Source organism: Spirosoma luteolum (genome assembly GCF_054778875.1).
This window is the reverse complement of the sequence record NZ_BAAGZE010000008.1, coordinates 106,029-132,100: the sequence shown is the minus strand read 5'-3', so window position 1 is coordinate 132,100 and position 26,072 is coordinate 106,029. Positions and strand designations below refer to the sequence as shown.

Genomic DNA, 26,072 nt, shown 5'->3' with positions numbered 1-26,072 from the left:
CAGCCAACCTTAGGGTCGCTGCCGGCTATCGGAAACCGGAACGGGCAAACTTACTTGAATACTATTTCTACGTGCGCTTTCTTGATTTGTCCGTACGCGAACGGAGTAGGGCCGCTCAGCGGAACGATACCCGCTTCGGCATCTTTCTTCTGACGGGTTTTCGACCGGACTTCGGGCACAATGTCGAGCACGATGCCGGCATCGTCGGCCGAGACCAGCGTTCCGCGCTGCAGACTGTCGTCGGTCAGGGTCACCGCCAGCTGTCGTCCCACATTACGAACGTACTGGCGGGCAAACGTGAGCGGGAAATCGACGCCCGGAGACGATACTTCGAGCGTAAAGGGAGCGTCGCCAAAGAAGTTTTGCTCATCCATCTGGGTACCCAGCCGGCGGCTGATGTCGGCACATTCGTCGATGCTGATGCCTTCGTCGCTGTCGAGCAGTAACGTTACTTTTAGTCGGCCACCCCGGCGGCCAGCTACCTGAATATCAACGATGTAGAATTGATCGTTGTTCAGGTAAGGGTGCAATAATTCGGTGATGCGTGCTTTGTCGTCCATAATGTAGGGCTAACAAAAAAGGGAGTCCGACTCCCTTTTTTTACTCATTGCCATACGGTATTTGCGTGGCAAAGATACGTTGCTTTTCAGCGATCTGCAAGTGCTGTTTTCAGACGCCTGAGCGGGTATGTGGGCCCGAAGCCTTATTTTTGGCCTCGTGCGCAGGGGCGCACAGTCTGCTGGTTGCTATCATGTCGAAGGGTTTCGGGATTGTTCAGTTTTTTGCCTTCTGGGTTCGGTCGCTGTTTTGGTCGGTCAACATGCTGCTGGCGTTCTACACGCTGCTGGCCTACTGGCTGCTGCGCTCGCTCTTCATCGAGCACTGGCTGGCTGGTATGATTATGATTTCGATTCCGGTCGTATGGGTGTTCAACCTGCTGTGCAGCATCGTCTGGTTGTTTTACCGGCCCTGGCGTGCCCTGCTGTCGGGACTGGTCGTGCTGGTCGGGGTGGTGATGCTCCAGAACCGGACCTTTGTCTGGCATACGCCAACGGTAGCCGCCGGCCCAACGGTTAAACTGTTTAGTTATAATGTACAGTCGTTCAACGTCGATTCGCGTTACGACGATGCCACCCGCCTGCCCCTGGTAAAAGACGCCGTCGATTATGTGATCGGCTACGACGCGCCCATCAAATGCCTGCAGGAAGTGGTCAATATTACCGACGGGCCGGGAAATGACTTTGTGGGTCGTATGAAGGCCGCAGGCTATACCTACTCCATTGTTTTATTTCCGGAAGGCACCCGGAAACCCAACGGGAATGTGGGCATGGCTATTTACTCCCGATACCCGATCATTAACTCCGATCACGCCCATTTCTCGGGCGACAACGGCATACTCTGGGCCAACATCAAGGTAGGGAACGATACCATTCGGGTCATTAATGTGCACCTGCACTCGATGGGTATCCGGGTAGGGAAGGTGCTGAAACAGCAGGAAATAACGGGCGTAAAGCATGAAACCCGGGGCGTGTTGAGTGCGCTGCGGCAGGGCTTCATTATGCGGGCTGAGCAGGTACGCCAGGTAGAACGGCACGTAATGGAAAGCGAGTTTCCGGTGCTGGTAACCGGCGATCATAACGATACGCCCTACAGTGTCGTCTACGAGCACATGCGTCGGCTGCTTCCCAACAGTTTCGAAGGTGAAGGGCGGGGCTTTGGTTTTACCTATAACCGGGCGCCGGGCTTTATTCGGATCGACCACCAGTTTCACGATCCCCGCCTGCCGGTACTCAATTTCGAGACGCTGAATACGGTCCGCTATTCCGACCATTACCCAATTGCTGGCACCTATCAACTGCCCGGCAAGCGTGTCCGGTAAGCCCTCACGGATGGGCGTTCACCCAGACTTCGCCATCGGTAAAGATTTCTTTTTTCCAGATCGGCACCGTTTGCTTGATGGTATCGATAATATACCGGCAGGCATCGAACGAATCGGCGCGGTGAGCTGTGGCAACGCCAATCAGGACGGCAATGTCGCCAATGGCCAGGGTACCCTTGCGGTGGATAATGGTGTATTTCAGCACTGGCCAGCGGGTACAGGCCTCATCGGCAATTTTCTGCATTTCGCTGATCGCCATGCGGTCGTAGGCTTCGTATTCGAGGTGGTCGACAGCGCGGGTCTGGGTATTGTCGCGCACGACGCCCAGAAAAAAATCAAGGGCACCTGCCTGGCCGGTTTGCAGATGCGTAAGGGCCGAGGCCACATCAATGGGCTCGTCGGTGAGGGTAATCATACAAAAGCGGATAAGACGGTAAGAAAAGCAGATTAGCCCCCACTGACGGGCGGGATGAGCGCGATTTCGTCGGTCTGATTCAATACCTGATCGGCTTCGGCATAGGCACCATTGACGGCTACCATCATGGCGCGGATGCGGCCCAAGTCGGGGTACTGCTGGTTGACCAGCTGCAGCAGATCGCTCACGCGGGCCCCGGCCGGCAGTGGTACCGTCAGAACCGACTGTCCCGTCAGATCGCGGGCAATACCAAACAGCAGGATGGAAGCGGGTAGATTCATCTGTCAAAAATAAGCGATTGCCGCTTGCTATACCAGCCAGAGCCGGCGTGGGGAAGGGGTACTAACAGCAAAGCCACCATCGGTCGATTGTGGCTTTACCTGAAAGGGGTATCTAAAAACGACTACCGCGAGTTGTCCAGCTTACGTTCGGCCTTTTTCATACCGCGATCGGCTTTGTTAAGGGCCCTGTTCGTGCCGTCTTTTACGTCTTCCTTGGTGTTTTTAGCGGCCGTCGATACCTTGCGGGCTGCTTTTTTCGAGCCAGCTTTAACGTCATCAGCGGTGTTTTCGGCGGCATTGGCCACTTTACGACCGGCTTTCTTGGTTTCGCGACCGGCCTTATCGACGGCAGCACCGGCCGTGCGGCCTGCCTGTTTGGCGGTTTCTTTGGCGTTCTGTCCGGTACTCTGAGCCGAAGCACCGGCTACAGTAGCGGCCACCAGCATGGCCAGCATCATTAACTTTTTCATTGCGTCTGTGATTTCAGGGATTATCTACTCCAGAAACCACCGTCCGCCCAGAATGTTTACCCACTATACGCAATGGGCGTTACCGATGCTTGAACACGCTGACCTGATACACGCAGGCCATGGTTTTTTTGATCTGTTGCTTGCGGGGCAAATTCGACAGCGTACTCCGGCGATTGAGTCGCAGGGGCTGGCCTTTCAACGAATCAGTCGGGATCGCACCAACGGCCTGCAGCAGGTAGTTTGTCTTAATGGCAAAGGTCACGCCCTCGGCCGTTGTCTGCTTACCGCTGATGATGCCGATGATGTTGCCTTTCTCATCCAGCAGCGGACCGCCTGAGTTGCCGGGATTTACTCCAATGGCCACCTGGTAGGCTGTCGAATCGCCCTGATAGCCCGTTGCCGAACTCAGATAGCCTTCGCCATACACGATTTCGTCGCGGGGGTACCCCAGGGTGTATACTCGCTCGCCCAGGTCGGATGCCCTGACATCGAAACTATAGGGAATCGTAGCCGATGGCCGAAACGAACTGTCATCGCACAGTTGCAGGATTGCCAGGTCATGTGCCTGATCGTTGTGTACCACCCGCGCTTTATAGACGTTGCCCCGCTGACTCTGTACGTAGACCGAATCGGCATCGCGCACGATGTGGTTGCTGGTTACGAGGTAGCCATCGTTGGTGAGCAGAAAACCGGTACCGGCCACCTGCGCCGACGACACGCTGCGCATACGCCCATCGAGATCGCTCTGAAGTTTGCGCTGCGAGGATTTAACAGCCTGAATTTCCTTACTCAGCAGGCTGTATTGTTGCTGCTGCTGCTGATGGCTTTGCTGATACGAGCGGTACAGGAAAATCGAACTGAAGGTTGTAACCACGGCTACCGACGCGGCCACGGCCAGCGTGGTGCGGTAAGTATGCCACAGCGATCGCATCTGACCCCACTGCGCAGCGTCGCGCTGGTAGTTGGCAGCTTCCTGCCGGACCTGATTCATGTCGATCGACAACTGAGCGCGGGCCAGCTTACGGCGCATGTTGACCCGGTCGCCGTAGGCGCGCAGCAACTGTTCTATTTCCTGTTCCTCGTTATTTTCCATCGTCGTATGGTGGATACTATGGTTTGTATTCGGCAAAAAACAAGCGTTTCAGCCGCATCAGGCACTTATACTTCTGGGTCTTGGCATTGTCGGCGTTGGTGTACCCGAACTTGTCGGTTATGGCCTGCATCGACAGATGCCGGATGTAAAAATCTTCGAGCAGCGTTCGGCAGGGTTCCCCCAGTCGATCCAGCGAATCGCCCATCAGGTCGAACTGCCGGTCGCGCTCTTCGTGTTCGGCCAGGTCGCTATCGACAGCGACCGGCTGTTCGGTGTCGCTGATCATAAAGCGGCCCTGATAAGCCAGTTGCTTGAGCCACAGCCGTCGCCCCACCGAGTAGAGGTAGGTCTTGAGCTGGCAATGCAGGTCGAGCGAACCCGCCCGCAATTTCTCATATACAACAATCAGGGCTTCCTGATAAATATCCTTGGCGTCGTCTTCGCTGCCGCTGTTGCTGGTGACGAAGTGAAGCACCATCGGAAAATAGTGCCGGTAGAGCTGTTCGAGCGCCGTATCAGACCCCTCGGCCAAGCCCGCCAGCAACTCTTCGTCGGTCAACCCGGCCCGTCTGCTTTCCTTCATTCTGTTGCGTATTGGTTAATACGGCAGCTGGTAAAACGTAACCCAAAAAAAAGTTAAAAAATGTTGGGTTACCTTTTCGGCTCCGCCGTATTAACAGCGACATTGAATCTTTCACTTAAACAAAATACCCCGTCAAAACTATGAAAGCAATCACGAAATCTGCCTTCTTTTTCATGGCCATGATCGCCCTGACGACCGCTTGTTCGAAAAAGACCGAAACCACCGAAACGACCACCACGACCACGATGAGCGCTGATTCGGCCTCGACGATGGCTACGGATTCGGCTTCGACGATGGCTACGGATTCGGCTTCGACGATGATGTCGGCTGATAGCGCGAAGTAATCGACTAAGGCACAACTGCCGGTACTTTTACCGACAACGCTATACACGTAAAAAAGGCTCACTGACGCGTCAGTGAGCCTTTTGTTTTTCGGCCGACTGCGTCGGTCTATTCGTCGTCTTTGTCGACCGAGCCCGTTGCATCGTGCTCATCTTCCGTGCTCTGCTTGCTCTTGTGCTTGCCGCGGGCTGTTTTACCCTGATTTTCGTCGGGCAGGTTTGTATTCAGCTCGTGCTTTTTGGTATCGTCGGCGGTATCGCGGACAGTGGGCTGGGGGGCTCCTTTGCTCATGGTTATCCAGGGTTTTATCTGTATCAACAACGTCAGGAATCGGGGTTTGTTCAGACACAACGAAGCCCGGTACGCAGGCGCACCGGGCTTCGTTACAGAGAATAGGGTTTCTTAGTAGCCGGGGTTCTGGGTCAGAACCGACTTACCCTGATAATCGATCTGGGTTTGCGGAATTGGCATGTATTCATCCTTGCCGGCCGTAAACTTGGCACCACTATAGCCACCTGGCAGTTTCTGCGATTCGTAGGCCAGGAACTTGGTCAGCTCGGCCGAGGCCGTGCCCCAGCGAACCAGGTCGTAGAAGCGGTGCCCTTCGCCCGATAGCTCGAGTTTACGTTCGAAACGAACGGCCGCCCGGGCTTCATCCTTACCGGCGAAGGCAGTTCCGTAGGTTTTGATCACGTAGTTGGCGGCCAGCTTACCATCCGTCGTTTTCACGAATGCGTTGGCGTTGGCTGCCCGGGTCCGCACGCGGTTGATGTAGGTGCGGGCGGTTTCGAGACTACCCACTTCGATCTCGGCTTCGGCCGCCATCAGCAGCACATCAGCAAAGCGAATGATGTTGTAGTTGATGGCCGAATAGCCATCCGTCCACGAACTGCCGTCGGTGAGCGTTTTGTCCTGCGACTTGTAAAAGATAAACTTTTTGGGCGAGTAAGGGCCGGCAAAGCTCTGGTCGCGAATCCAGTCGAGGCCGGGGTGAACCTGCCAGTCGAGGTAGGGGATACCCCGGCGACCAATCGACCAGTCGAGCCGTGGATCAACCGGGCCAGCGTCGGGCGTGAAAGCCGCGTTGGAGGCAATACCCTGGTCGTTTTTCAGTTCGTTGGCTGCGCTGTTATACGAACCATCGAGCAGGGGCAGCCCATTGGCGTTGGTGCGGAACGAGTTGGCCAGTTCGAAGCTGGGCGCGAAGAAACCGCAGCAGCCAGCCGGACCGTTCGAACCCGTGTTGTAGGGGAAGTTGAGGTCCAGCTCCTGCGCCGAGTTTGCCACGTCGCCCGTGTTTACGGCCGCCTGAATCGCAAAAACCGTTTCCTCGCTGTTGTCTTTGGCCGCGTTGAACACATCGGTATAGTCGGCCGCCAGCCCGTATTTCTTACCGCCGGTTGTTACACCATTGGCAATAACCTGATCGAACAGGGCTTTCGCTTCAGCATACTTTTTCTCGTACATGTAGGTCTTAGCCAGATAAGCCGCTGCGGCCCATTTGTTGGCCCGACCTACGGATGCCTGCGTTTCGGGCAGGTTGTCCTGGGCGTATTTGAAATCGGCTTCGATCTTCGGCCAGATATCAACGTTGTTCGGGATTTTCTCGATCCCTGTACCGTAGTCGACGGTTTCATCGACGTATGGTACCATGTTGAATGAGCGCTTCAGTTCGAAATAGTAGTGGGCACGCAGGAAACGAGCTTCGGCCGAGATGCGCTTCTTATCGGCGTCCGATACGTCGGCAGAGGCCGTAGGCAGCGTACGCAGCACGGCATTGGCCCGGCTGATCCCTTCGTACATACCGTTCCATTTGTCGTTCACGTCGCCGTTGGTTGGCAGTAGTTCGAAGCGCTGGAACGTGGTGAAGTTACTGTTACCGCCCGCATCGCCCGAGTTGGAGCCTTTGTTGGCATCGCCCCCCGACACGCTACCCCGCACCCAGTTATACGAACTGGTAGCCCGCGAGAAGCCACGGCCGTTGAGCTGTGCGTAGGACGAGAGCAGTACGCCCTCCAGACCTGCTTTGGATGTCAGCTGGTTGCTGGCCAGCTGGCCCGTTGCCGGTACATCCAGAAATTTGTCTTTACAGGCCAGCGTAGCCAGCGTTACAAACGCCGTTACTGCTACGCCTTTCAGCAAATGATTGTTCATAATGAAGTTTTCTAAAAGTATAGAATACAGAGTATTGGTTCCGGCAGGACGAATACGCCCTGCCGGGTTGAAAGCATTAGAAACCGAAGCTCAGACCAACGTTGTAGCCACGGGTAACGGGGTAGTTACCGATGTCGATACCAAAGTTGGAGTCAGCCGAACCACCAACGGCCGGATCGAGACCCGAGTATTTGGTGATGGTGAACAGGTTGGTAGCCGACAGTGACAGGCGCAGCCGGTTCAGGTTGACCCGGTTCAGCATGGCCGACGGGAAGGTATAGCCCAGCGTCAGGTACTGCATCCGGCCGAACGAACCATTTTCAACGTAATAGGAGTTGGCCTGCGTGTTGGTGCTGAAGTTCGATGCGTTTTCGAAAATGGGGACCGACGTATTCGTATTGGTCGGCAACCACGAGTTTTTCACCCGTGCGCTGACGGCTGCTCCTGGGAACGAAGGATAGAAGTCGGTGTACCACTTCGAGTTGTTGAAGATCTTGTTGCCCAGCGACGCGTACAGGTTGGTGTTCAGATCGAATCCTTTGTACTTCAGCGTCAGCGTGATGCTACCGGTGAACTTCGGAATGGGGCTACCCAGGAACGTACGATCGTCGTCATTGATCTGTCCATCGTTGTTCAGGTCGGCGTAGCGGAAGCGGCCCGGAGCGGCACCACTCTGGGTGGGAGCACCGGCTACTTCTTCCTTCGAGTTGAACAGGCCGATTACTTTGTAGCCGTAGAACGACGAGAGGTCATGGCCGGGCTGGTTCCGGATAACGGGCGTGCTCAGCCGTTGGCCGTTGGCCTGGAAGTAAGGCACCGAGGGGGCAATGGCCGTGATTTTGTTGTCGAGCACGCTACCGATTGCCGTTACTTCGTAGTCCAGATCGCCCGTTACTTTACCCCGGGTCGTGACCAGCAGGTCGACACCTTTGTTGCGCATGCTGGCAACGTTCACGTAAGGCGCATTGGCCCGTACGCCCACTACGCCGGGCAGTGCCAGCGGGTAGAGCAGATCTTTGGTGTTTTTCTGCCAGAAATCGAGTACTACCTCCAGTCGGTTGTTGAAGAAGGCACCGTCGATACCGATGTTCGAGGTAACGCTGGTTTCCCACTTGGCATCGGGGTTACCAATCTGCGAGCGGTAGTAACCGGCCTGTACCGAGGTGTTTGCGCCGGCGATATCGTAGCTGTTTGCCGCGTTCGATCCGAAGAGGTTGAACTGGTTGGTCGAGCTCAAATAGTTGGAGTTACCCATGGTACCGTAGCCACCGCGGATTTTGAGGTCCGACACCCAGGGCAGATTCTTCATGAACTCTTCCGACGACAGGCGCCAGGCAGCCGAGAAGGCCGGGAACACCCCGTAGCGGTTGTTGGCACCGAACTGCGACGAACCGTCGCGCCGAACCACACCCGTCACGATGTACTTGTCGAGCAGGGTATAACGTGCCTGACCAAATACCGAGAAGAAGTTATTGCCCAGGCCGTAGTAGCTGTTTACCTGCCGTGTCGAACCGGGCGTTGTCGTACCGATTGTTACGTAGTTCGGGTCGGTCGTGAACGGATTCAGACCCGAACCGCTGATACCACGGCCGCTGCCGGTATTGAGTGCTTCGATACCCGCCAGTACGCTGATGTCGTGGATGCCAAACTTGCGCTTGTACTGCGCCGTGTTGGTAAACGTCCAGGCCAGACCAACGTTGGCGCCTTCGTTGTACACGAAGTTCGTGTTGTTCTCCGAGTTCTCGTACTGCGACCGGTTGTAGGCGTTGTTGTAGTTGGCGAAGTACGTACCGCCCAGGCTGCTGCGAAGCGTCAGGTCTGGAATTACATCGTACTCCAGATACGCGTTGCCAAACACATACAGATTGTAGTTGAGGTTATTGGCTGCTCCCTGCCGGTTAGCAACCGGGTTCCGGGCATTGTTGAAGCCTGGTGCCGCGGTGCCTGCATACCCACCAAAGGAGTTGTAAACGGGTACGATGGGGGCCATCCGGAACGCCAGCAGGATGTCGTTCTCGTCGAACGCAACGCTGGAGTTGTTGTTGGTGCCGTTCCCCAGTGCGTTACCGGTACTGCCCTGCAAGCCGGTTGTTGATACATAAGCCAGCTGAATGTTCTCTCCGAAGCGCAGTTTCTTGGTAATGTCGAACTCCGTATTAGCCCGCAGGGTATACCGCGAGAAGTTGTTGTTGGTGATGATACCGGCCTGCTGCTGCATACCCAGACTCAGGTAATACCGGCTCGATTCGGTACCGCCCGAGAAACCCAGCGTATGCCGCATCAGGGGCGCTACGCGGGTGATTGCGCCGTACCAGTCGGTGCCCTGCTTGTTGGCCGGAATCACGTTGTAGATAGCGCCGTTAGCCGGGTTGATGTTGTACTTGAGTCGTTCGGCGGCCAGGTCAACTGACGAGGCTGAAACGCCCGAGCGCGTGCCTACCAGCAGGTAGTCGGGTAATACAGGTGTTTGGCCCGAGCCATACTGACCACCGGCAATCCCGGTGAAGCTGTCGGGGCCAACCGTGCCACCCGCCTGATAGATGTCGTTCCGACGTGCCTGCCAGGTCCAGTCGGCCTGCTCCTGCGGATTCAGGATTTTTTGGCCTTTTCCCGGATCGGTCACACCATACAGGCCATCGTAGGTAATGCTCAGTTTCTGAGCCCGACGCTGTCCTTTTTTGGTGGTCAGAACAATCACACCCGATGCCGCCCGCGCACCGTAGACCGAAGCCGCTGCGGCATCTTTCAGTACCGTGGTGGTTTCGATGTCGTCGGGGGCAATGTACTGGATGCTTTGGGTCGGTACGCCATCGACCACGTAGAGGGGTTGGTTACCCCCAAACGAACCGAAGCCGCGTACCCGAACTTGGCTCGAGGTGCCGGGCTGGCCGTTGGTGATAACCGTTACGCCCGAAACGCGGCCCTGCAGCTGCTGCTCCACGTTGGTCGACGGAACGGCCTTAAGCTGGGCTGGTTTCACGGTCGAAACGGCGCCGGTGGTTTCCCGACGGTTTTCCGTCGAATAACCCGTAACGACTACTTCGCTGAGTGCGGTGGCGTCTTCGGCCATGTTGACCGTCACGGTCGACTGATTGCCAATCGCCTGCTCCTGGGTCTTGTACCCAATAGCGGAGATTACAATGATCGGGTTCGTACCACGCAGCGGTAAGCTAAAATTACCGTCGGCATCAGTCGATGTACCCGTCTGTGTACCTTTCAAAACGACGTTGGCGCCGGGTACCGGCCCATCGGTGCTGGTAACTTTCCCCGTCAGTCGACGGTCCTGAGCAGAAGCAGCAAGGCTCCATAACAGAATAACTGCCGACAGCAAACCTGTCTGCAGTGACCTGTAGAAAGATGTTCCCATAAAGGTTGTAGAAAAGGATTTAGAAAATGTAGAAGTAAACAATGAAAATCATTATTTCTGCAAATATTATATCTGTTTTGTTATATACCAATGCGTGATTTGGATTAAAATTCAAGGGTTAAACTTTAATAAGTACAATTATTGAGTATAAATACCAAATTTTACTTATGGTAATGGGTCTGATTATCAGCTATTTCCTATATGATTAGTAGGTATTTATTGGTTCACTTTTTTTGACTGTATTGTGCGTCATTTTGACACTTTATTGACTAACTGGTAAGGGGAGCAGCAAAAAGGGGGAGCCGGCTGGCTCCCCCTTCGGGTAATTTTTACACTAAAAGGCCGATTCAGCTAGTAGCCCGGGTTCTGTACCAGTACGTTTTTACCCTGCAGGTCGATCTGTGCCTGCGGAATGGGCAGGTACTCATCGCGATTTGGTTTGAACGTAGCGCCACCCAGCGTGGTTGGCAGCTTGGTTCCCTCATACTTCAGGTAGTCGTTGAGGGTTGTGGCGGCCGTACCCCAGCGAACCAGGTCGAAGAAGCGGTGCCCCTCATCGCCCAGTTCAAGCCGGCGCTCGAACCGCACAGCCGTACGGGCCGACTCTTTCGACGCAAATACCGAAGCCGGATATTCGCTGATCACGTAGTTGGCAGCAGGCTTGCCATCTTTCTGCACAAAACCGCTGGGGTTGGCAGCCCGTTTCCGAACCATATTGGTGTATTCCAGTGCTTTGCTCAGCGAACCCACTTCGATCTCGGCCTCTGCAGCCATCAGCAGTACGTCGGCGAAACGAACGATCGGGAAGTTGAGGGCGGTGTAGCCCGGCGTCCAGGAGCTGTTGTCCTGAAGCGAACCGCGATCTGATTTGTAGTAGATAAACTTCTTGGGCGCATAGGGGCCACCGTTAGGCTGGTTCCGAATCCAGTCGGCACCGGGGAAATCCTGCCAGTCGAGGTACGGAATGCCCCGCCGTCCAACGGCATGGTCGAGCCGTGGGTCGAGGTTGCCGCCATCGGGTGTAAAGGCATCTTTCGACAGAATGCCCATGTCATTTTTCACCTGATTGCTGCCCGTATTGTACGAGCCATCGAGCAGGGGCAGCCCGTTGGCGTTGGTGCGGAATGCGTTTACGTACTCGAAGCTAGGCTGGTTGAAACCGCAGCAGTTTCCCGGACCGTTCGGGCCGGTGTTGTACGGATAGTTCAGGTCGAACTCGGGGTTGGCGTTGTTCACGCTACCCGTGTTCGCAGCTGCCTGGATCGCAAATACCGATTCTTCGTTGTTGTCGTTCGACGCCCGGAAGATGTCGGCATATTTGGGGACCAGCCCGTATTTTTTGCCCCCAGCGGTTTTACCGTTGGCGATGATCAGATCGAAGAGCCCCTTGGCTTCGGAATACTTCTTCTGGTACATATACACCTTGGCCAGCATGGCTGCAGCTGCCCATTTGTTGACCCGGCCTACCGAGCTCTGAGTTTCGGGCAGTGCATCGTAAGCCGCCTTTATGTCGGCTTCAATTTTTGGGTACAGGTCAACATTGTTTCCTACTTTTTCGATACCCGTGCCGTAATCAACAGTCTCGTCAACGTAAGGCGTGTTGTTGTACAGGCGCTTCAGTTCGAAATAATAATAGCCACGCAGGAAACGGGCTTCAGCACCGATCCGGGCTTTGTCGCTAGCCGACACGTCGGAGCCGGCCGTAGCCAGCAGGCGCAGCGTGGCGTTGGCCCGGCTGATGCCTTCGTACTTTCGTTGCCAGGTTCCACCCACGTCGCCCGTCGAAATTGTCTCGAAACGCTGAATGGGGTTGATCGTCGAGAAGTCACCGGGGTCCGTGCCTTTGTTGGCGTCGCCCCCGCGAATGCCGCCCCACACCCAGTTCGACGACGAAGCCAGCCGGTCGCCCCGGCCGTTCAGGATCGAATAGGCCGAGATAAGGGAGCCTTCGATCCCCGCTTTCGATGAGAGTTGGAGACCACTCAACTGACCCGTTACGGGTACTTCCAGAAACTTGTCCTGGCAGGAGAATGCCGCCAGCGTCATGGCTACGCTGGCACTGGTAAACAGAAATTTATTCAGGGTTTTCATAAAACGATCTAAGGGTAAGGAGCCGGGGAAGCCGAAACTTGCCCCGACTCATCAGAACAGATTAGAAACCAATGCTAAGACCACCGGTGAAGCTGCGCGTAATAGGGTAGTTACCCACGTCGATACCGAAGTTGGTATCAGCCGAACCACCTACGCTTGGGTCGAGACCCTGGTATTTGGTGATCGTGAACAGGTTGTTCGTCGAAACAAATACCCGCACCCGCTGCAGTTTGAGCCGGTTGATAACGGGTGTGGGGACGTTGTAACCGATCGACAGGTTCTGCAGCCGGAAGTACGACCCGTCTTCTACGTAGTACGAGTTCGACTGGGTGTTGGTGCTGAAGTTCGAGGCCGCTTCGAAAATGGGGACACTGCCACCGGGATTTTCGGGCGTCCAGGAGTTACGCACCCGGGAGCTGATAGCTGCCCCGGCGAACGAGGGATAGAAATCGGTGAACCACTTCGACATGTTGAAAATTTTGTTGCCAACCGACGCGTAGGCGTAGGTATTGATGTCGAAGCCTTTGTAGGTGAACTGCAGGTTCAGACCACCCGTGAATTTCGGTACCGGGCTACCCAGGTATGTCCGGTCGTCGGCCGTGATCTTGCCATCGCCATTGATGTCGGCAAACCGGAAACGACCCGGTGCGGCACCGTCCTGCTTGGGAGCCGCGTCGACTTCCGCTTTGTTCTGGAACAGACCCAGCGTCTGGTAACCGTAGAACGAGGAGATCGAGTAGCCCAACTGGTTGCGGATCGGGTTGATGCCACGGAAGGCCGGGTTCACCGTGGTGAGGTACGTCAGGTTTGGCGCCAGATACACGATTTCGTTTTTCAGCAGGCTACCCGTGATCGTTGCATCATAGCCAACCTCACTGCCGATTTTGCCCCGCGTGCCAATCTGCAGGTCGATCCCCTGGTTGCGCATCTTACCGATGTTTACCGACGGAGCGGCTGCATAGGTACCAATTACGTCGGCAACGGGTACGGCAAACAGCAGGTCTTTGGTGTCTTTGCGCCAGATGTCCAGAATAACGTCCAGGCGGCCGTTGAAGAACGAGCCATCGAAACCGATGTTTGAGGTAACGCTGGTTTCCCATTTGGCATCGGGGTTACCGATCCGCGAGCGGTAGTAGCCATCGACGGTGCTGGAGTTGGTGCCGTTGATGTCGTAAGCCGAGTTGCCCAGGCTGGCCGCGTAGAGGCTGAACTGGTTGTTGGGGTCAACGTTGTTGGAGTTACCCATGATCCCGTAGCCACCACGGATTTTCAGATCCGTAACCCAGGGCAGGTTTTTCATGAAGTTTTCCGACGAGATGCGCCAGGCAGCCGAACCGGCGGGGAATACCCCGTAGCGGTTGTTGGCCCCGAAGCGGCTCGAACCGTCGCGCCGGATTACCCCTGTCACGATGTACTTATCGTTGAAAACGTAGTTGACCCGGCCGAACAGCGAGTAGAAGTTAACCCCTTTGAAGTTGCCGCTGCCTACGACCCGACCCGTTGGCGATACCGTCGAGAGGTTGATGTAGTTGGGGTCGGTCGAGAAGGGGTTCAGACCCGAGCCGTTCATGTTGCGGCCAAAGCCCGTGTTGAGCGCTTCCTGACCAACCAGTACGTCTACATTGTGCAGACCGAACCGGCGCTTGTAGTTCGCCGTGTTGGTCAGCACCCAGCCGAACTGATAGCCGCTGTACTCGTTGAAGCCGAAGCTGGAGTTGTTTTCCGAGTTCTCGTACTGCAGGCGGCTGTAACCCACACCGTAGTAGTTGTTGTACTGCCCACCCAGGCTGCTGCGCAGCGTCAGGTTGTCGATGGGGTCATACTCCAGATAAATGTTACCGAAGCCGTTGACGTTGAAATCCTGGTTGTTGCGCAGGTTATCGCGTTCAGCCACCGGGTTGCGGGGGTTATTGAAGCCTTTGGCGGCCGTACCGGCGTATCCACCGAATTCGTCGTAGATCGGGATGATCGACGGCATCCGGAAGGCACCCAGAATCGAGTTCTCATCGGCGGCTACACCCGAACCACCGCTGGCACCACCCTGACCGAGAACCGACCGGTAGGTGAACTGCAGGTTCTGGCCAAAACGAACGCGTTTCGACAGATCGAACTCCGAGTTAGCCCGGAAGGTGTACCGCTTGAAGTCGTTATACTTCAGGATGCCCGCCTGATTCTGTGCGCTGAAGCTGATGTAGTAACGGCTCGATTCGGTACCGCCCGAGAAGCTCAGCGAGTGCCGCTGCAACAGGGCGTTGCGGGTAATGGCTTTGTACCAGTCTGTGCCTTCTTTGTTGGCCCGAACGACTTGATAGATGGAGCCAAGGGTAGGGTCGACGTTATACTTGGCCCGTTCAGCGGCCAGGTCAACCGTACCAACCACGCCAGACCGACCACCTACGTTAATGTAATCGGGAATGACCGGCGTTGACCCCGTACCAAATTGTGGGTGGCTGAAGGTTGGCGCCGTGCCGTTCTGGAACGCCGTGTTGCGGAACTGCTGCCAGGTCCACTGTGCAAATTCGGTAGGATTCAGCATTTCCTGACCCCGGCCCGGATCCGTTACGCCCAGTTGCCCATCGTAGGCTACCGATAGCCGGCGGTTGCCCCGCGAGCCTTTCTTGGTCGTATAAACGATAACGCCACTGGCGGCCCGGGCTCCGTAGATCGAAGCCGAAGCTGCGTCTTTCAGTACCGTCGTCGTGGCAATGTCGTCGGGAGCCAGGAAGTCGGTCGAGGCAACCGGTACGCCATCCACTACATAGAGAGGTGCGTTACCACCAAACGCGCCAAAACCCCGTACCCGCACCTGGCTGGTGGTGCCGGGCTGCCCGTTCGAAATAACGGTAAGCCCCGATACCCGGCCCTGTAGCTGCTGCTCTACGTTACCCGAGGGAGTAATCTGCAGGGCTTTGGCGTTCACGGTCGAGACGGCGCCCGTCGTGGTTCGGCGATCATCTGTGGTATAACCCGTTACAACAACTTCGTTCAGGGCGGTGGCATCGTCTTCCATCTGAATGGTCAGGCTGGTCTGACCATTCACCGGCATTTCACGCGTTTTGAAACCAATGGCTGAGATAACCAGCACCGGATTGTTACCGCGCAGCGGTAAGCTGAAATTACCGTCGGCATCGGTTGAGGTACCCGTCTGCGTACCCTTCAGTACTACGTTGGCACCCGGCACAGGTCCATCGACACCCGTAATTTTACCGGTTATACGACGGTCCTGCGCCTGAGTAATAAGCGAACCAAGCAGCATAAACATACCAACCAGAAAAACTGGTGTGAGGCTGCGTAATGCGTGTTTCATACAATAAGGATTGGTTTAGGAACAAGTAATCAAGTCAAAATTAACTAGGAATGATGATAAATCAAGGGCGGATAATTATATATTACTTCTACAAAAACTATAGAGTTACAATAAATATTTGATTATTTATAAATACATATTGAGCTTCTCTGACTGTATTTTAATAACGCTGGCTTTATTTTAACTGAATGGTGATTCTGTGACTGGTTTCGTGGATAAATGAGTATATATACGCATTCTCGTCATGTGGTCATAAAAGCCGTACTTTTGGGGTCTATGATGCACACGAATTATTATTTTCTCCGGCAGCTTGCGCCAGTACTTGCCAAAAAAATTAAGGGTCTGCGTTTTATGGCTTGTTTTAGCCAGGATAGGGACGAAGTGGTACTGGTGTTTGCGGAGGCTCGTGGCCCATTGAGTTACTATAAACCCTTTTACCTGAAAGCAACGCTTCGGCCCGACTTCTCCGGGTTGTTTTTTCCGGAATCGGTGCATCGCGCCCGTACTAACAGTGTCGATCTGTTTACGGAACTGACCGAGATTGACCCGGAACTGGCCGGCGACACGGCTGCCCCTGCGGCCAACCGCCCCGGCCGGCTCGTGACGGGGGTGCGTTCGTTTCTGAACGAGCGCTGCCTGGCCATCTCTCTGGACGATGACCTGACGCTGGTTTTCAAATTTTTCGGCAACCGGCCTAATCTGCTGGCCTTTTCCGGCAATACCGTGGCCGATGTCTTTAACCATCGGCTCGAAGCCGACTGGCAGTTGCGGCTCGATCAGTTCGACCGCCCCATCGATCAGTCGTATGCGGCCTACGTACAGGCTGGCTATGATCACCGCCCGTTGTTTCCGACGTTCGGTAAGCTGGTGAATGAGTGGGTGTCGAGTCGGCGCGATCCCGCTACGCCCGATCAGTGGCCTCTTATTGAACAGACGCTGAACCAGCTCGAAGCCGGTCAGTACTACATTACCCGCTGGCAGCATCAACCCGCCCTCAGCCTGTTACCTGTGGGCGACATTCAGCGCGAAACGACGGATCCGCTCGAAGCCGCCAACCGATTCTACGTTGGCTTTAACGGTCTCGACGTTTTTGATCGGGAAAAGGGCAACTGGCTACGAGTTCTGGAGAAACGCCGGAAGCGGGCCGAAGCTCTGATCGAAGCGAACATGCAGCGGTTGATGGCCCGTGAGTCGGGCGTTGGTCACGAGCAGCTGGGACATATCCTGATGGCGAACCTGCACGACATTGTGCCGCAGGCGGGTATGTTATCACCTGAACGGGTTACCCTATACGACTTCTACCGGGATCAGCCGGTTACGATAAAACTCAAGCCGGAGTTGTCGCCCCAGCGCAATGCAGAGAACTTCTACCGGAAAGCAAAAAACGAAGCGATCGAAGAACAGTACCTGACCGATCAGGTTGCCGGTCGCGAAGCCGAACTGGTTCAGCTGGCGCAGCAACGCATGGCTATCGAAGCCACACAGAGCCTGAAAGAACTGCGCAAACTGGTAAAGCAGCTGGGTCTTACCGACGCAAAAGGGGGCAATGAAGACGAAGCGCAATTATTTAAGGAACTGACCGTGGACGGCTTCCGGATTCTGATTGGGCGAAATGCCCGTAACAATGACCTGCTGACGCAACGCCATGCCTACAAGGAAGACCTCTGGCTGCACGCCCGCGATGTGGCCGGCTCGCACGTACTGATCAAACATCGGGCAGGAAAACCATTTCCGCGCAACGTGATCGAGCGAGCGGCCGAACTGGCTGCCTGGTACTCCAAACGCCGAACCGACAGCCTGTGCCCCGTTACCGTGACTCCCAAGAAATTTGTGCGTAAGCCCAAAGGGCTGGCCGAAGGGCAGGTGATTGTTGAGAAGGAAAGTGTGGTGATGGTTGTGCCCCGGGGCGAATAACAAAGCAGGTCGGCTTCATAGCCGACCTGCTTTGTTATCTGGTTATTGCTCGATGGCCAGCTTCAGGTTAGCCTGAATAAGCCGGTTCATATCGTTCCAGGTATGATCCCAGGAATTTTCGGTCAGGAAAGCATCGATTTCGGCCCACTTGTCGGGATGACGACCCGACAGGGCTACCTCGATCGCCTGACCAAACGCTTCGGCATTATCGGCAATCTGCACGAAATCGGGATTTCCGTAGGTCCGAACGACATCGCGGATAGGGGTCGATACAACGGGCAGATGCGCTGCCAGATACTCAGGCGTTTTGGTTGGGCTGATGTAGCGCGTCGACTGGTTGAGTGCGAAGGGCAGCATGGCCACATCCCAGTTACTGAAATAAGCCGGCAGGTCGCGGTACGATTTCATACCCAGATAGTGCACATTGGGACCGTGGGGCAGCAGAGCCGGGTCGATCTTGACGATAGGGCCCAGCAGAATAAACTGCCAGTCGGGATGCTGATCGGCCAGCGTCCGCATGAGCTGATGATCGAACCGCTCATCGATCACCCCACTGAAACCGATACGGGGGCGGGCGATACCAGCCTGATCGGCCGGGTCGGTAAGCGACGTCCGGGCTGCCGAAAAGTGGTTAAAATCGATACTGCTCGGGAACGCAAACACCTGCGGATGGCGATTTCGCTTCGCTTCGTACAGGCTGATACCCCCCGTGAAAACCAGCGCAGCCCGATCGATAAGCCGTTGCTCCTGCTGCAGCAGTTGCGGGGGGGCACCCCAGAATGCCGACAGTTCGTCCATGCAGTCATAAACGGTGAGCCCGGGCATCAGGTGATCGCTGAACAGCAGGGCCATCGGGGTGTAGTACCAGGCCACAAAGTTGGTCAGCTGCCGCTCGGCCAGAAAGTTGTCGAGCAGTTGACGCTGCAGTACGATGGCCTCGTGGCCCGGCGTATGATGCGGAATGTGCGGAACGAGTACCGTGACGCCTTCGACGGGCTGATACGAAACCAGTTCAGTTTTGTCAGACCAGACGGGCTCTTCCAGAAACCAGACCCGATAATCGCGGGCTGCGCGGCTCAACAGATGCTGGGGGCGCTGGTAGACGAAGTTCCACCGAAGGTGGGAAAAACAAAGCAGGTCGGAGGTGGTACCGGCCTCGGGCCCGGCAGTGTGATGTTGGTCGGGTAGTTCAGCAGAAAACGCCGTGTTTGCAGACACGGGAGTCGAGTCAGTGTTAGACATACGTTAAGTAGAGAGAGATAGAGGCACAGGTTCGTTCACCAATAACCAACAAAATGCTGAACCGGCTTTCTCAGAACCTGTACGTCCGCGCAAAAGTTTATTCCCCGACCCAATATCTGAGTGAATGGATTAACAGGGCATATAGAGGCTGAAGGTGGCTCCCTGACCATCGGCACTGGTGGCCGTAATCGTGCCGCCGTGGATGTCGGCTACTTTTCGGCAGATGGCCAGGCCCATGCCCGTTCCGGTATAGTGCGATCGGCCGTGGAGCCGCTGGAAAATGGTGAAAATCCGGTCGAGATATTGCTCGTCGAAGCCAATTCCATTGTCGGCCACCGTCAGCAGCGCGTATCGTTTGTAGGGCTGCGGATTGAGCGATGCCGCAACGGTTTCGGGCAACTCAGCCGCCGAAATCTCCTGCCCGCTGATCTCGATGCAGGGGATGTGGCTGGCTAAATGGGTAGGCTGAAATTTCAGCGCGTTGCTCATCAGGTTCTGGAACAGCTGCTGCAGCAGGCGGGCATCGCCCGTAATGGTAGGCAGGTGGCCAACCCGAACAATGGCCCGTCGGTCTTCGATGGCCATCTCGAGGTCGTCGATGATCTGGGCCAGCAGGCGGTTCAGGTCGACGGGGGCGAAGGCTACACTCGAGCCCGAGACGCGGGCATAGCCAAGCAGGTCGCTGATCAGGGTTTGCATCCGGCTGGCCGCGTGCTGCATCCGCCGGACGATATCCGTTGCTGAGTCGGTCAGCTCACTGGCATACTGATTGGTCAGTATATCGCCAAACGACAGGATCTTGCGCAGCGGTTCCTGCAGGTCATGACTGGCGATGTAGGCAAACTGCTCGAGGCTTTGGTTCGACCGGTGGAGTTCCTGAACCGTTTTTTCGAGCTGAGTGCGCATCTGCCGGTCAGCCGTTATGTCCTGCACGGTAGCCACAAAACCATCGTTCAGCGTGGTCAGCGAAATGGATAGCCAGCGGTTGATCGGGCCAATGTACTCGTCAAACTGAACACTGCCCCCCGATTCGACCAGTTGCCGCAGCGTGGCAAAACGTTCGGGCGTAAGCGGGTAGATATCGGTTACCAGCTGGCCGATGAACGGCGTATCGACACAACCAGTCAGGTCGACAAACTGCCGGTTGGTCAGGGTAATCTGAAAATTTGTGATGTGCTGCTGCCGGTCGCGAACGGCCTCAAAGACCAAAATACCATTGGGCGACGAATTTAGCACGCTGTTGAGCAGGATGGTCTGGTTGGCCAGCCGGCGGGTCATCTGCTGCAGATCGCTCGGTTCGGTATAGGTCAGCAGCAACCCATCGACGCCGAACGCCGAAACCGACTGGGTGATGTGTACGTCGCGATCGTCGAGTTGATAATGCTGCTCGAGCCGACGCGGCTGCCCACGCTCGACCACATCGATATACGTAGGCCAGAGGTCGCTGGTAGTGATGTCGGGAAAATAATCGGTGAACAGGGCACCCTCGATGGCCGGGTTGGCGTCGGGTCGGTTTCCCAGTGTGTCGCGTCGGGCAACCGCGTTCAGAAACAGATAGCGAAAGTTGATGATCGGGCCCGTACCGTCGGCATTGGCCCGAACAGCTGTTAAACCCACCAGACCACCGACACTGTGTTCGAGAACCGGGGCCCAGAATGGCGGCATAGATTCCGGCATGGATTGCGTGATTAAGCCAGTTGAGCCGGGTACTGATTGGGATAAAGCAAGTGACATACGATGGTACGGAATAACGGGCTTCCTTATACAAGTGTACGTAAAATGCCCGGTCGCAAGTTTCGTATAAAAAGCACGTATCCCGAAAAAAAAGTGCTGATCGGTCGCTGCCACAGTTACTGGTGCCGCGCGCCGACTCAAGCCTGAACAAAACAAAAAAGCCGTCGGGCAACGAGTGTCACCCGACGGCTCTATGCATCAACTAACCGCAATCCGTTGATGGGTGTTTATTTTTTGGCTTCGTTCAGCTCGAAGAGGTAGCCATCGGGATCGGGAAAATACAGCTGAACAACCCCGTCGAAGCGTACCTGCTTATGATAATTGATGTTCTTTTCTTTCAGAAATGCTTCTGATTTGGCGATGTCGGCAACAAACAGGGCGAAGTGGCTGCCGTTGCGATCATGGCTGACCTGCGCCTGCCGACCATCGAGCAGGTGAATCATCTGGCCGTTGCCCAGGTCGAACCAGGCCCGGCTCGCCTTCAGGTTGTCGGGCACGGCAATGGGCGAGAGACCCAGAACCGTACGGTAAAAGGCTGCGCTGGTCGGAATATCGCTGACATGAATGGCCAGGTGGTTGAACTTAACGATACCCAGGTTGGTCTGGCCAAAAGCGGTTGCTGATACCAGCAGCAACAGGCATACGAGTTTTTTCATAGAACGAAAAGTGACTAACGAATCAAAACTACCTGACTTTGCCGCCCGCTGGCTGTCTCGACGGTGAGCACATACTGCCCTGTGGCCAGACCCGGTACGGAAAGTTGCCGACTGTGCTCGCCGGGCGGGAGCTGGGCTTCGGCCAGCCGGGCCGAAAGCTGGCCGGTGGGGCTGTGCAACGAGACCGTCAGCGGCCCGGTCGCAGCCGTCGCGAACCGCAGGGTCAGCAGATCGGTGGCCGGGTTGGGGTAGACCTGCAGGGGCAGGGTGAGGAACTCGGCTACGGCCGTCACAATGGCGCCGGCCTCTACCGTTTTCAGCAGCCAGTTATCGGGATCGATCACAATGCCGGTCACTGTTCCTTTACTGGGCAGCGTAAATGTCTGATCAAGCTGGTTGTTCAGTACCGTTACGGTGGTGTCGCCCGCGGCCGACTGAACCCTGATTTGCACCGGCATGGTAAAGAAAGTGGGATTACCCGAAACCGTGTTACGCTGTTGCAGCTGCACCGTTACGGTTCGGCCGGTCGGACTGCCAAGAATGGCTGATCGGTACGTTGGGTATCCTTCGCCGTAGACCCACTGTTTGAAGAAATAATCCAGTTTCTGGCCTGATACCTGTTCGGCTACGGCCTGAAAATCCTCGGTAACGGCCGTCTGATAGGCCAGTGTCAGCGTACCGGAATAGGTGCGCATGATCTTGTAGAACGTACTGTCGCCCACCACACCGCGCAGCATGTGCAGCACCGCGGCTCCCTTGGCATACGTCCGGTTCGCATCGAAGATGTTGCCAACGCTCGAAATATCCTGCACATAGAGGGTGCCCCGGGCATTGCGGGCGCGGTTCAGAAAGGTGGTCATGGTCGTCTGGTAGCCGGTGCGACCAGTCACTCCCTCGGCGTAAACGGCTTCGGCATACGAGGCAAATCCTTCGTTAAGCCAGATATTCTGCCAGTCGCGGCAGGTGATTTTGTCGCCAAACCACTGGTGGGCCAGTTCGTGGGCAATAACAGCCGGCGTAAAGGCACTGGCCTCCATCGAGCTGATGGTCTGGTGTTCCATGCCGCCGTTGCCCTGCCCAAACTGTGCATGGCCATACTTCTCTTTCAGAAAGGGGTAAGGACCGAAGCGGGCGGCAAACAGCTGGAGCATGTAGGGAGTGCGGTCGAGGCTGGCCCGGGCGCCCGGTAAGGTTTCCGGATACAGGTAGTGGGTCACCGGCATCGTTACCCGGTCGTAGGTGTAGGGCGTGTCGTAGCGCTCATAGTTCGACAGGGCAATCGAAATGAGGTACTGCGCAATGGGGTGCCGGTTTTTCCAGAGGTACGTTTTGGTTCCGTCGTTATTGGTGGTCACACTGGCAAGGGTGCCGTTTGAGACCGATACGAAGCGGGCAGGTGCCGTGATGCGTACATCCGACGAGTCGACCTTGTCGGCCGGTGTGTCTTTGCAGGGGAACCAGTCGGGCGCACCATAGGGCTCGCTCAGGCTCCAGATAACGGGTTCGGTATTGCTTTCGTGGGTGCCGAACTTAAAGCTGCTCTGGGCCGCGCTGTTCGGAATACCCTGGTAATAGACCGTCAGGTTATATATCTGTCCGTTGCTCAGCGTTCGGGCTGGCGTGATCGTGAGCCGGTTCTGGGCAAACTGAAAGGCAAGTTTGGTTGTCCCCGATTTTACCGAGTCGACCCGGAGGCCTTCGCCGGCGCTGCTGGTTCCCGAGTTCAGATCCAGAAAAAAAGACGTCAGGGTTGCTGCGGTGCACTTCAGCTGAACGGTCACGGCTCCGCGCAGGTAGTTGGGGGAGTGGGTCAGCTTGAGGTCGAGGCCGTAGTACTGCACATCGATGGTATTGTCGCCGGGATAAGCGAGTCGGGCTTTGGCATTATTGGCCAGCCGGGTGTAGGCACGTACCTTACCGGCCTGACAAAACTGACCGCCATCGTCGGCTCCATCGGAGCGAAACTGGGCCTGAGCGGTCAGCAAGCCGAGGCTCCAGAGTAAGGTAAAAAACAGGCGCATAAACGTGGGTTAGTTAGGGGTATTCACAGGTAGGGGGGACGGCCTTACAGCACGGGCCTGGCCGGGTCGTTGGGGCTCGTCAGCGCACTTGGCAACAGGGGTTTGTCCGACTCCGTCTGGGCTTTGAGCTGCTCCAGTTTTCGCTGCTGATCTTCGGGCAGCTGCAGCTGCCAGTTCATCGAACTGGCCAGCTGATACATCATGTACTGTATCTGGTTGTTGGCAATGCGTGGCAGATCGCTCTGCATGGCGCGCTCGTTCATTACCTGTTTGGCTTCGCTCAGAATCTGCGTGTAGTCAGCCCCGTTGAAGTGATTCAGTATGCCGGCCTGAATGTCGTAAAAGCGGTAGTCAGTATCGATCGAGAGCACTTCGGGCTCGGGGAACGCTTCGATCACCAGCGTTTTATCGCCTGGTGCGGGAATGCGAAACCGTACCTTGGCGAAATCGAAACCGACTAGCACTTTCGAGCGCGCAATCACCATGGCTTTTTTGGGGTCGTTGAGCAGATACAGAATCTTTTTCTGATCCTGGTAATTGTAGATTTCGGTGAAGTAGCCCTCGGCCATCACCACCTTGAATACTTTCTCGATACGCTCCAGCAACAGGGTCGATTCGTGCCGGACATCCGTAAGCCCCGATCGTTTGCGTAGTACACTGGCCGCAGCCACTCCGCCACCGGCACCCACCAGCAGCAGTAAAACAGTAGTGAGAAAGTCCATATATGGTTAAATGTATGACAATTAGGCTGAAACAAACAATGTGTACGGCGAAACGGCCCATGGCTGTTTCACTGTACACATTGCTCAGAACGGGCGTATCGCTTACTTGGCGTAGGCAACGGCCCGCATTTCCCGGATAACGGTTACTTTGATCTGACCGGGATACTGCATTTCTTTCTCGATTTTCTGCGAGATTTCGAACGACAGCACGCCGGCCCGGTCGTCAGACACATGATCAGCGTCGACCATGATGCGCAGTTCCCGACCCGCCTGGATGGCGTAGCACTTGGTAACGCCGGGGAAATTGCCCGCGAGGGCTTCCAGATCTTTCAGCCGTTTGATATACGACTCCATCATCTCCCGGCGGGCACCCGGCCGCGAACCTGACACGGCATCGCAAACCTGCACAATGGGCGAGATCATGCTCGTCATCTCGATTTCGTCGTGGTGAGCGCCGATCGCATTGATCACTTCCGGATTCTCCTTGTATTTTTTGGCCAGCTCCATACCCAGAATGGCGTGGGGCAGTTCAGCCTCTTCGGGCCATACCTTGCCGATGTCGTGGAGCAGACCGGCGCGTTTGGCCAGCTTGGCGTTGAGCCCCAGTTCGGCGGCCATGGTGGCGCACAGCTTGGCTACTTCGCGCGAGTGCTGAAGCAGGTTCTGGCCGTAGCTGGAACGGAAGCGCATCCGTCCTACCATCTTGATCAGCTCGGGGTGCAGCCCGTGAATGCCCAGGTCGATCACCGTCCGTTCGCCGATCTCTACAATTTCATCCTCGATGTTTTTGCGGGTCTTGGCCACAATTTCCTCGATGCGGGCGGGGTGAATCCGGCCATCCTGCACCAGGCGGTGCAGCGACAGGCGGGCAATTTCGCGACGCACCGGATCGAAGCCCGAAATAATAATGGCTTCGGGCGTATCGTCGACGATAATTTCGACACCGGTTGCCGCTTCGAGGGCTCGGATGTTACGACCTTCCCGACCGATCACCTTTCCTTTTACATCGTCCGATTCGATATTGAACACCGAGACGCAGTTTTCGATCGCGTGTTCGGTAGCCGTGCGCTGAATGGTTTCGATGACCACTTTCTTGGCTTCTTTGGTGGCCGTCAGCTTGGCTTCTTCGACGATGTTTTTGACGTACGACGAGGCCCGCGACTCGGCTTCGGCCTTGAGCGTATCGAGGAGCTGTTCGCGCGCCTGTTCGGCCGAGAGGCCGGCAATGCGTTCGAGCTGCGCTACCTGATCGGCCAGCATCTGATCGGCTTCCTGCTGCCGCCGTTCTACTTCTTCGCGCCGTTTGTTGAGGGCATCCGTTTGTTGGGTCAGTGCATTACGCTGCTGATTCAGTTCGTTGCGCTGCTGATTGAGTTCCTGTTCGCGGTTTTTCTGCTGATCGGCCTGCTGATTAAGCTGCTGTTCGCGCTGCTTCAGTTTGTTTTCGTTTTGCTGCAGCAGATTGCGTTTCTGACTGGTGGTTTCTTCAAATTCTGCCTTCAGCCGGATGTATTTATCCTTAGCTTCGAGCATGCGTTCTTTTTTAAGCGTTTCGGCCTGCAGTTCCGCATTTTTCAGGATTGCAGCCGCTTTTTCGTCGGCTTCCTGTTCGCGCCGGGCATGATCGCCGGCCATGGTTTTACGGCCAACCAGTAAGCCTACGCCACTACCCACGAGGGCAGCCAGAATGGCTAACCAAACTGGAATATCCATTGGACATATATCGTTAAGGATGAAAAAAATAAACCATCAACCTGTCGCGATACCAATGCCTGTCAATTGCAACATCATTCGAATTCAC

At 55.8% G+C, this 26,072-nt stretch carries 20 protein-coding genes; 2 read left to right on the top strand and 18 right to left on the bottom strand.

What is annotated here, in order from left to right; translation table 11 throughout:
* Positions 1 to 50 precede the first annotated feature (50 nt).
* Positions 51 to 560 (bottom strand): ribosome maturation factor RimP, encoded by a 510-nt coding sequence (locus ACYVAC_RS14570; RefSeq protein ID WP_461098436.1) that lies wholly within the window; start codon positions 558 to 560, stop codon positions 51 to 53.
* 191 nt (positions 561 to 751) lie between these two features.
* Between ACYVAC_RS14570 and ACYVAC_RS14565 the strand changes: the two genes are divergently transcribed.
* The gene (locus ACYVAC_RS14565; RefSeq protein ID WP_461098434.1) at positions 752 to 1,879 is read left to right on the top strand and encodes an endonuclease/exonuclease/phosphatase family protein; all 1,128 of its coding nucleotides are present in this window, start codon (positions 752 to 754) and stop codon (positions 1,877 to 1,879) included.
* A gap of 4 nt (positions 1,880 to 1,883) precedes the next feature.
* Here the strand turns inward: ACYVAC_RS14565 and ACYVAC_RS14560 are convergent, their stop codons facing one another.
* The 11 genes from ACYVAC_RS14560 to ACYVAC_RS14510 all read right to left on the bottom strand — a co-directional run bounded on the left by ACYVAC_RS14560 (position 1,884) and on the right by ACYVAC_RS14510 (position 15,982).
* Complete coding sequence (locus tag ACYVAC_RS14560; protein ID WP_461098432.1) at positions 1,884 to 2,294, bottom strand: molybdenum cofactor biosynthesis protein MoaE; 411 nt, start codon at positions 2,292 to 2,294, stop codon at positions 1,884 to 1,886.
* A gap of 32 nt (positions 2,295 to 2,326) precedes the next feature.
* Entirely contained in the window at positions 2,327 to 2,575 is a 249-nt protein-coding gene (locus ACYVAC_RS14555) for a MoaD/ThiS family protein (protein WP_461098430.1), read from the bottom strand.
* Between the two features lie 122 nt (positions 2,576 to 2,697).
* Positions 2,698 to 3,045, bottom strand: coding sequence for a hypothetical protein (locus ACYVAC_RS14550; RefSeq protein WP_461098429.1), 348 nt, complete (start codon positions 3,043 to 3,045; stop codon positions 2,698 to 2,700).
* 79 nt (positions 3,046 to 3,124) lie between these two features.
* Complete coding sequence (locus ACYVAC_RS14545; RefSeq protein WP_461098428.1) at positions 3,125 to 4,138, bottom strand: S1C family serine protease; 1,014 nt, start codon at positions 4,136 to 4,138, stop codon at positions 3,125 to 3,127.
* Positions 4,139 to 4,154: 16 nt separating this feature from the next.
* Positions 4,155 to 4,721: an RNA polymerase sigma factor gene (locus tag ACYVAC_RS14540; RefSeq protein WP_461098426.1), complete on the bottom strand. Its 567-nt coding sequence runs from the start codon at positions 4,719 to 4,721 to the stop codon at positions 4,155 to 4,157.
* 115 nt (positions 4,722 to 4,836) lie between these two features.
* Positions 4,837 to 5,127: a hypothetical protein gene (locus ACYVAC_RS14535; protein ID WP_461098424.1), complete on the bottom strand. Its 291-nt coding sequence runs from the start codon at positions 5,125 to 5,127 to the stop codon at positions 4,837 to 4,839.
* Positions 5,128 to 5,171: 44 nt separating this feature from the next.
* Positions 5,172 to 5,354, bottom strand: coding sequence for a hypothetical protein (locus tag ACYVAC_RS14530; protein ID WP_461098422.1), 183 nt, complete (start codon positions 5,352 to 5,354; stop codon positions 5,172 to 5,174).
* A gap of 111 nt (positions 5,355 to 5,465) precedes the next feature.
* Entirely contained in the window at positions 5,466 to 7,217 is a 1,752-nt protein-coding gene (locus tag ACYVAC_RS14525; RefSeq protein ID WP_461098421.1) for a RagB/SusD family nutrient uptake outer membrane protein, read from the bottom strand.
* 76 nt (positions 7,218 to 7,293) lie between these two features.
* Positions 7,294 to 10,584 carry a SusC/RagA family TonB-linked outer membrane protein gene (locus tag ACYVAC_RS14520; protein ID WP_461098419.1) on the bottom strand — a complete coding sequence of 1,097 codons (3,291 nt, stop codon included), beginning with the start codon at positions 10,582 to 10,584 and terminating at the stop codon, positions 7,294 to 7,296.
* A 351-nt stretch (positions 10,585 to 10,935) separates the two neighbouring features.
* The gene (locus tag ACYVAC_RS14515) at positions 10,936 to 12,630 is read right to left on the bottom strand and encodes a RagB/SusD family nutrient uptake outer membrane protein (protein WP_461098785.1); all 1,695 of its coding nucleotides are present in this window, start codon (positions 12,628 to 12,630) and stop codon (positions 10,936 to 10,938) included.
* A 106-nt stretch (positions 12,631 to 12,736) separates the two neighbouring features.
* On the bottom strand, positions 12,737 to 15,982 hold the full coding sequence (locus ACYVAC_RS14510; RefSeq protein ID WP_461098418.1) for a SusC/RagA family TonB-linked outer membrane protein: 3,246 nt from the start codon (positions 15,980 to 15,982) through the stop codon (positions 12,737 to 12,739).
* A gap of 351 nt (positions 15,983 to 16,333) precedes the next feature.
* On the opposite strand from ACYVAC_RS14510, the gene ACYVAC_RS14505 reads away from it, so the two are divergent.
* Positions 16,334 to 17,896 carry an NFACT RNA binding domain-containing protein gene (locus tag ACYVAC_RS14505; protein ID WP_461098417.1) on the top strand — a complete coding sequence of 521 codons (1,563 nt, stop codon included), beginning with the start codon at positions 16,334 to 16,336 and terminating at the stop codon, positions 17,894 to 17,896.
* Positions 17,897 to 17,938: 42 nt separating this feature from the next.
* Here ACYVAC_RS14505 and ACYVAC_RS14500 read toward each other — a convergent pair whose 3' ends face one another.
* From ACYVAC_RS14500 to rny, 6 genes are all read right to left on the bottom strand, one after another.
* Entirely contained in the window at positions 17,939 to 19,138 is a 1,200-nt protein-coding gene (locus tag ACYVAC_RS14500) for a glycosyltransferase family 1 protein (RefSeq protein ID WP_461098416.1), read from the bottom strand.
* Between the two features lie 129 nt (positions 19,139 to 19,267).
* A complete protein-coding gene (locus tag ACYVAC_RS14495; RefSeq protein WP_461098415.1) occupies positions 19,268 to 20,815 on the bottom strand; it encodes a sensor histidine kinase in 1,548 nt (515 codons plus the stop codon).
* A gap of 284 nt (positions 20,816 to 21,099) precedes the next feature.
* Entirely contained in the window at positions 21,100 to 21,528 is a 429-nt protein-coding gene (locus tag ACYVAC_RS14490; RefSeq protein WP_461098414.1) for a VOC family protein, read from the bottom strand.
* Positions 21,529 to 21,542: 14 nt separating this feature from the next.
* Entirely contained in the window at positions 21,543 to 23,549 is a 2,007-nt protein-coding gene (locus ACYVAC_RS14485; protein ID WP_461098413.1) for a M1 family aminopeptidase, read from the bottom strand.
* Positions 23,550 to 23,593: 44 nt separating this feature from the next.
* Positions 23,594 to 24,271: a DUF4230 domain-containing protein gene (locus tag ACYVAC_RS14480; RefSeq protein ID WP_461098412.1), complete on the bottom strand. Its 678-nt coding sequence runs from the start codon at positions 24,269 to 24,271 to the stop codon at positions 23,594 to 23,596.
* A 102-nt stretch (positions 24,272 to 24,373) separates the two neighbouring features.
* Complete coding sequence (rny, locus tag ACYVAC_RS14475) at positions 24,374 to 25,984, bottom strand: ribonuclease Y (RefSeq protein ID WP_461098411.1); 1,611 nt, start codon at positions 25,982 to 25,984, stop codon at positions 24,374 to 24,376.
* Between the last annotated feature and the right edge of the window lie 88 nt (positions 25,985 to 26,072).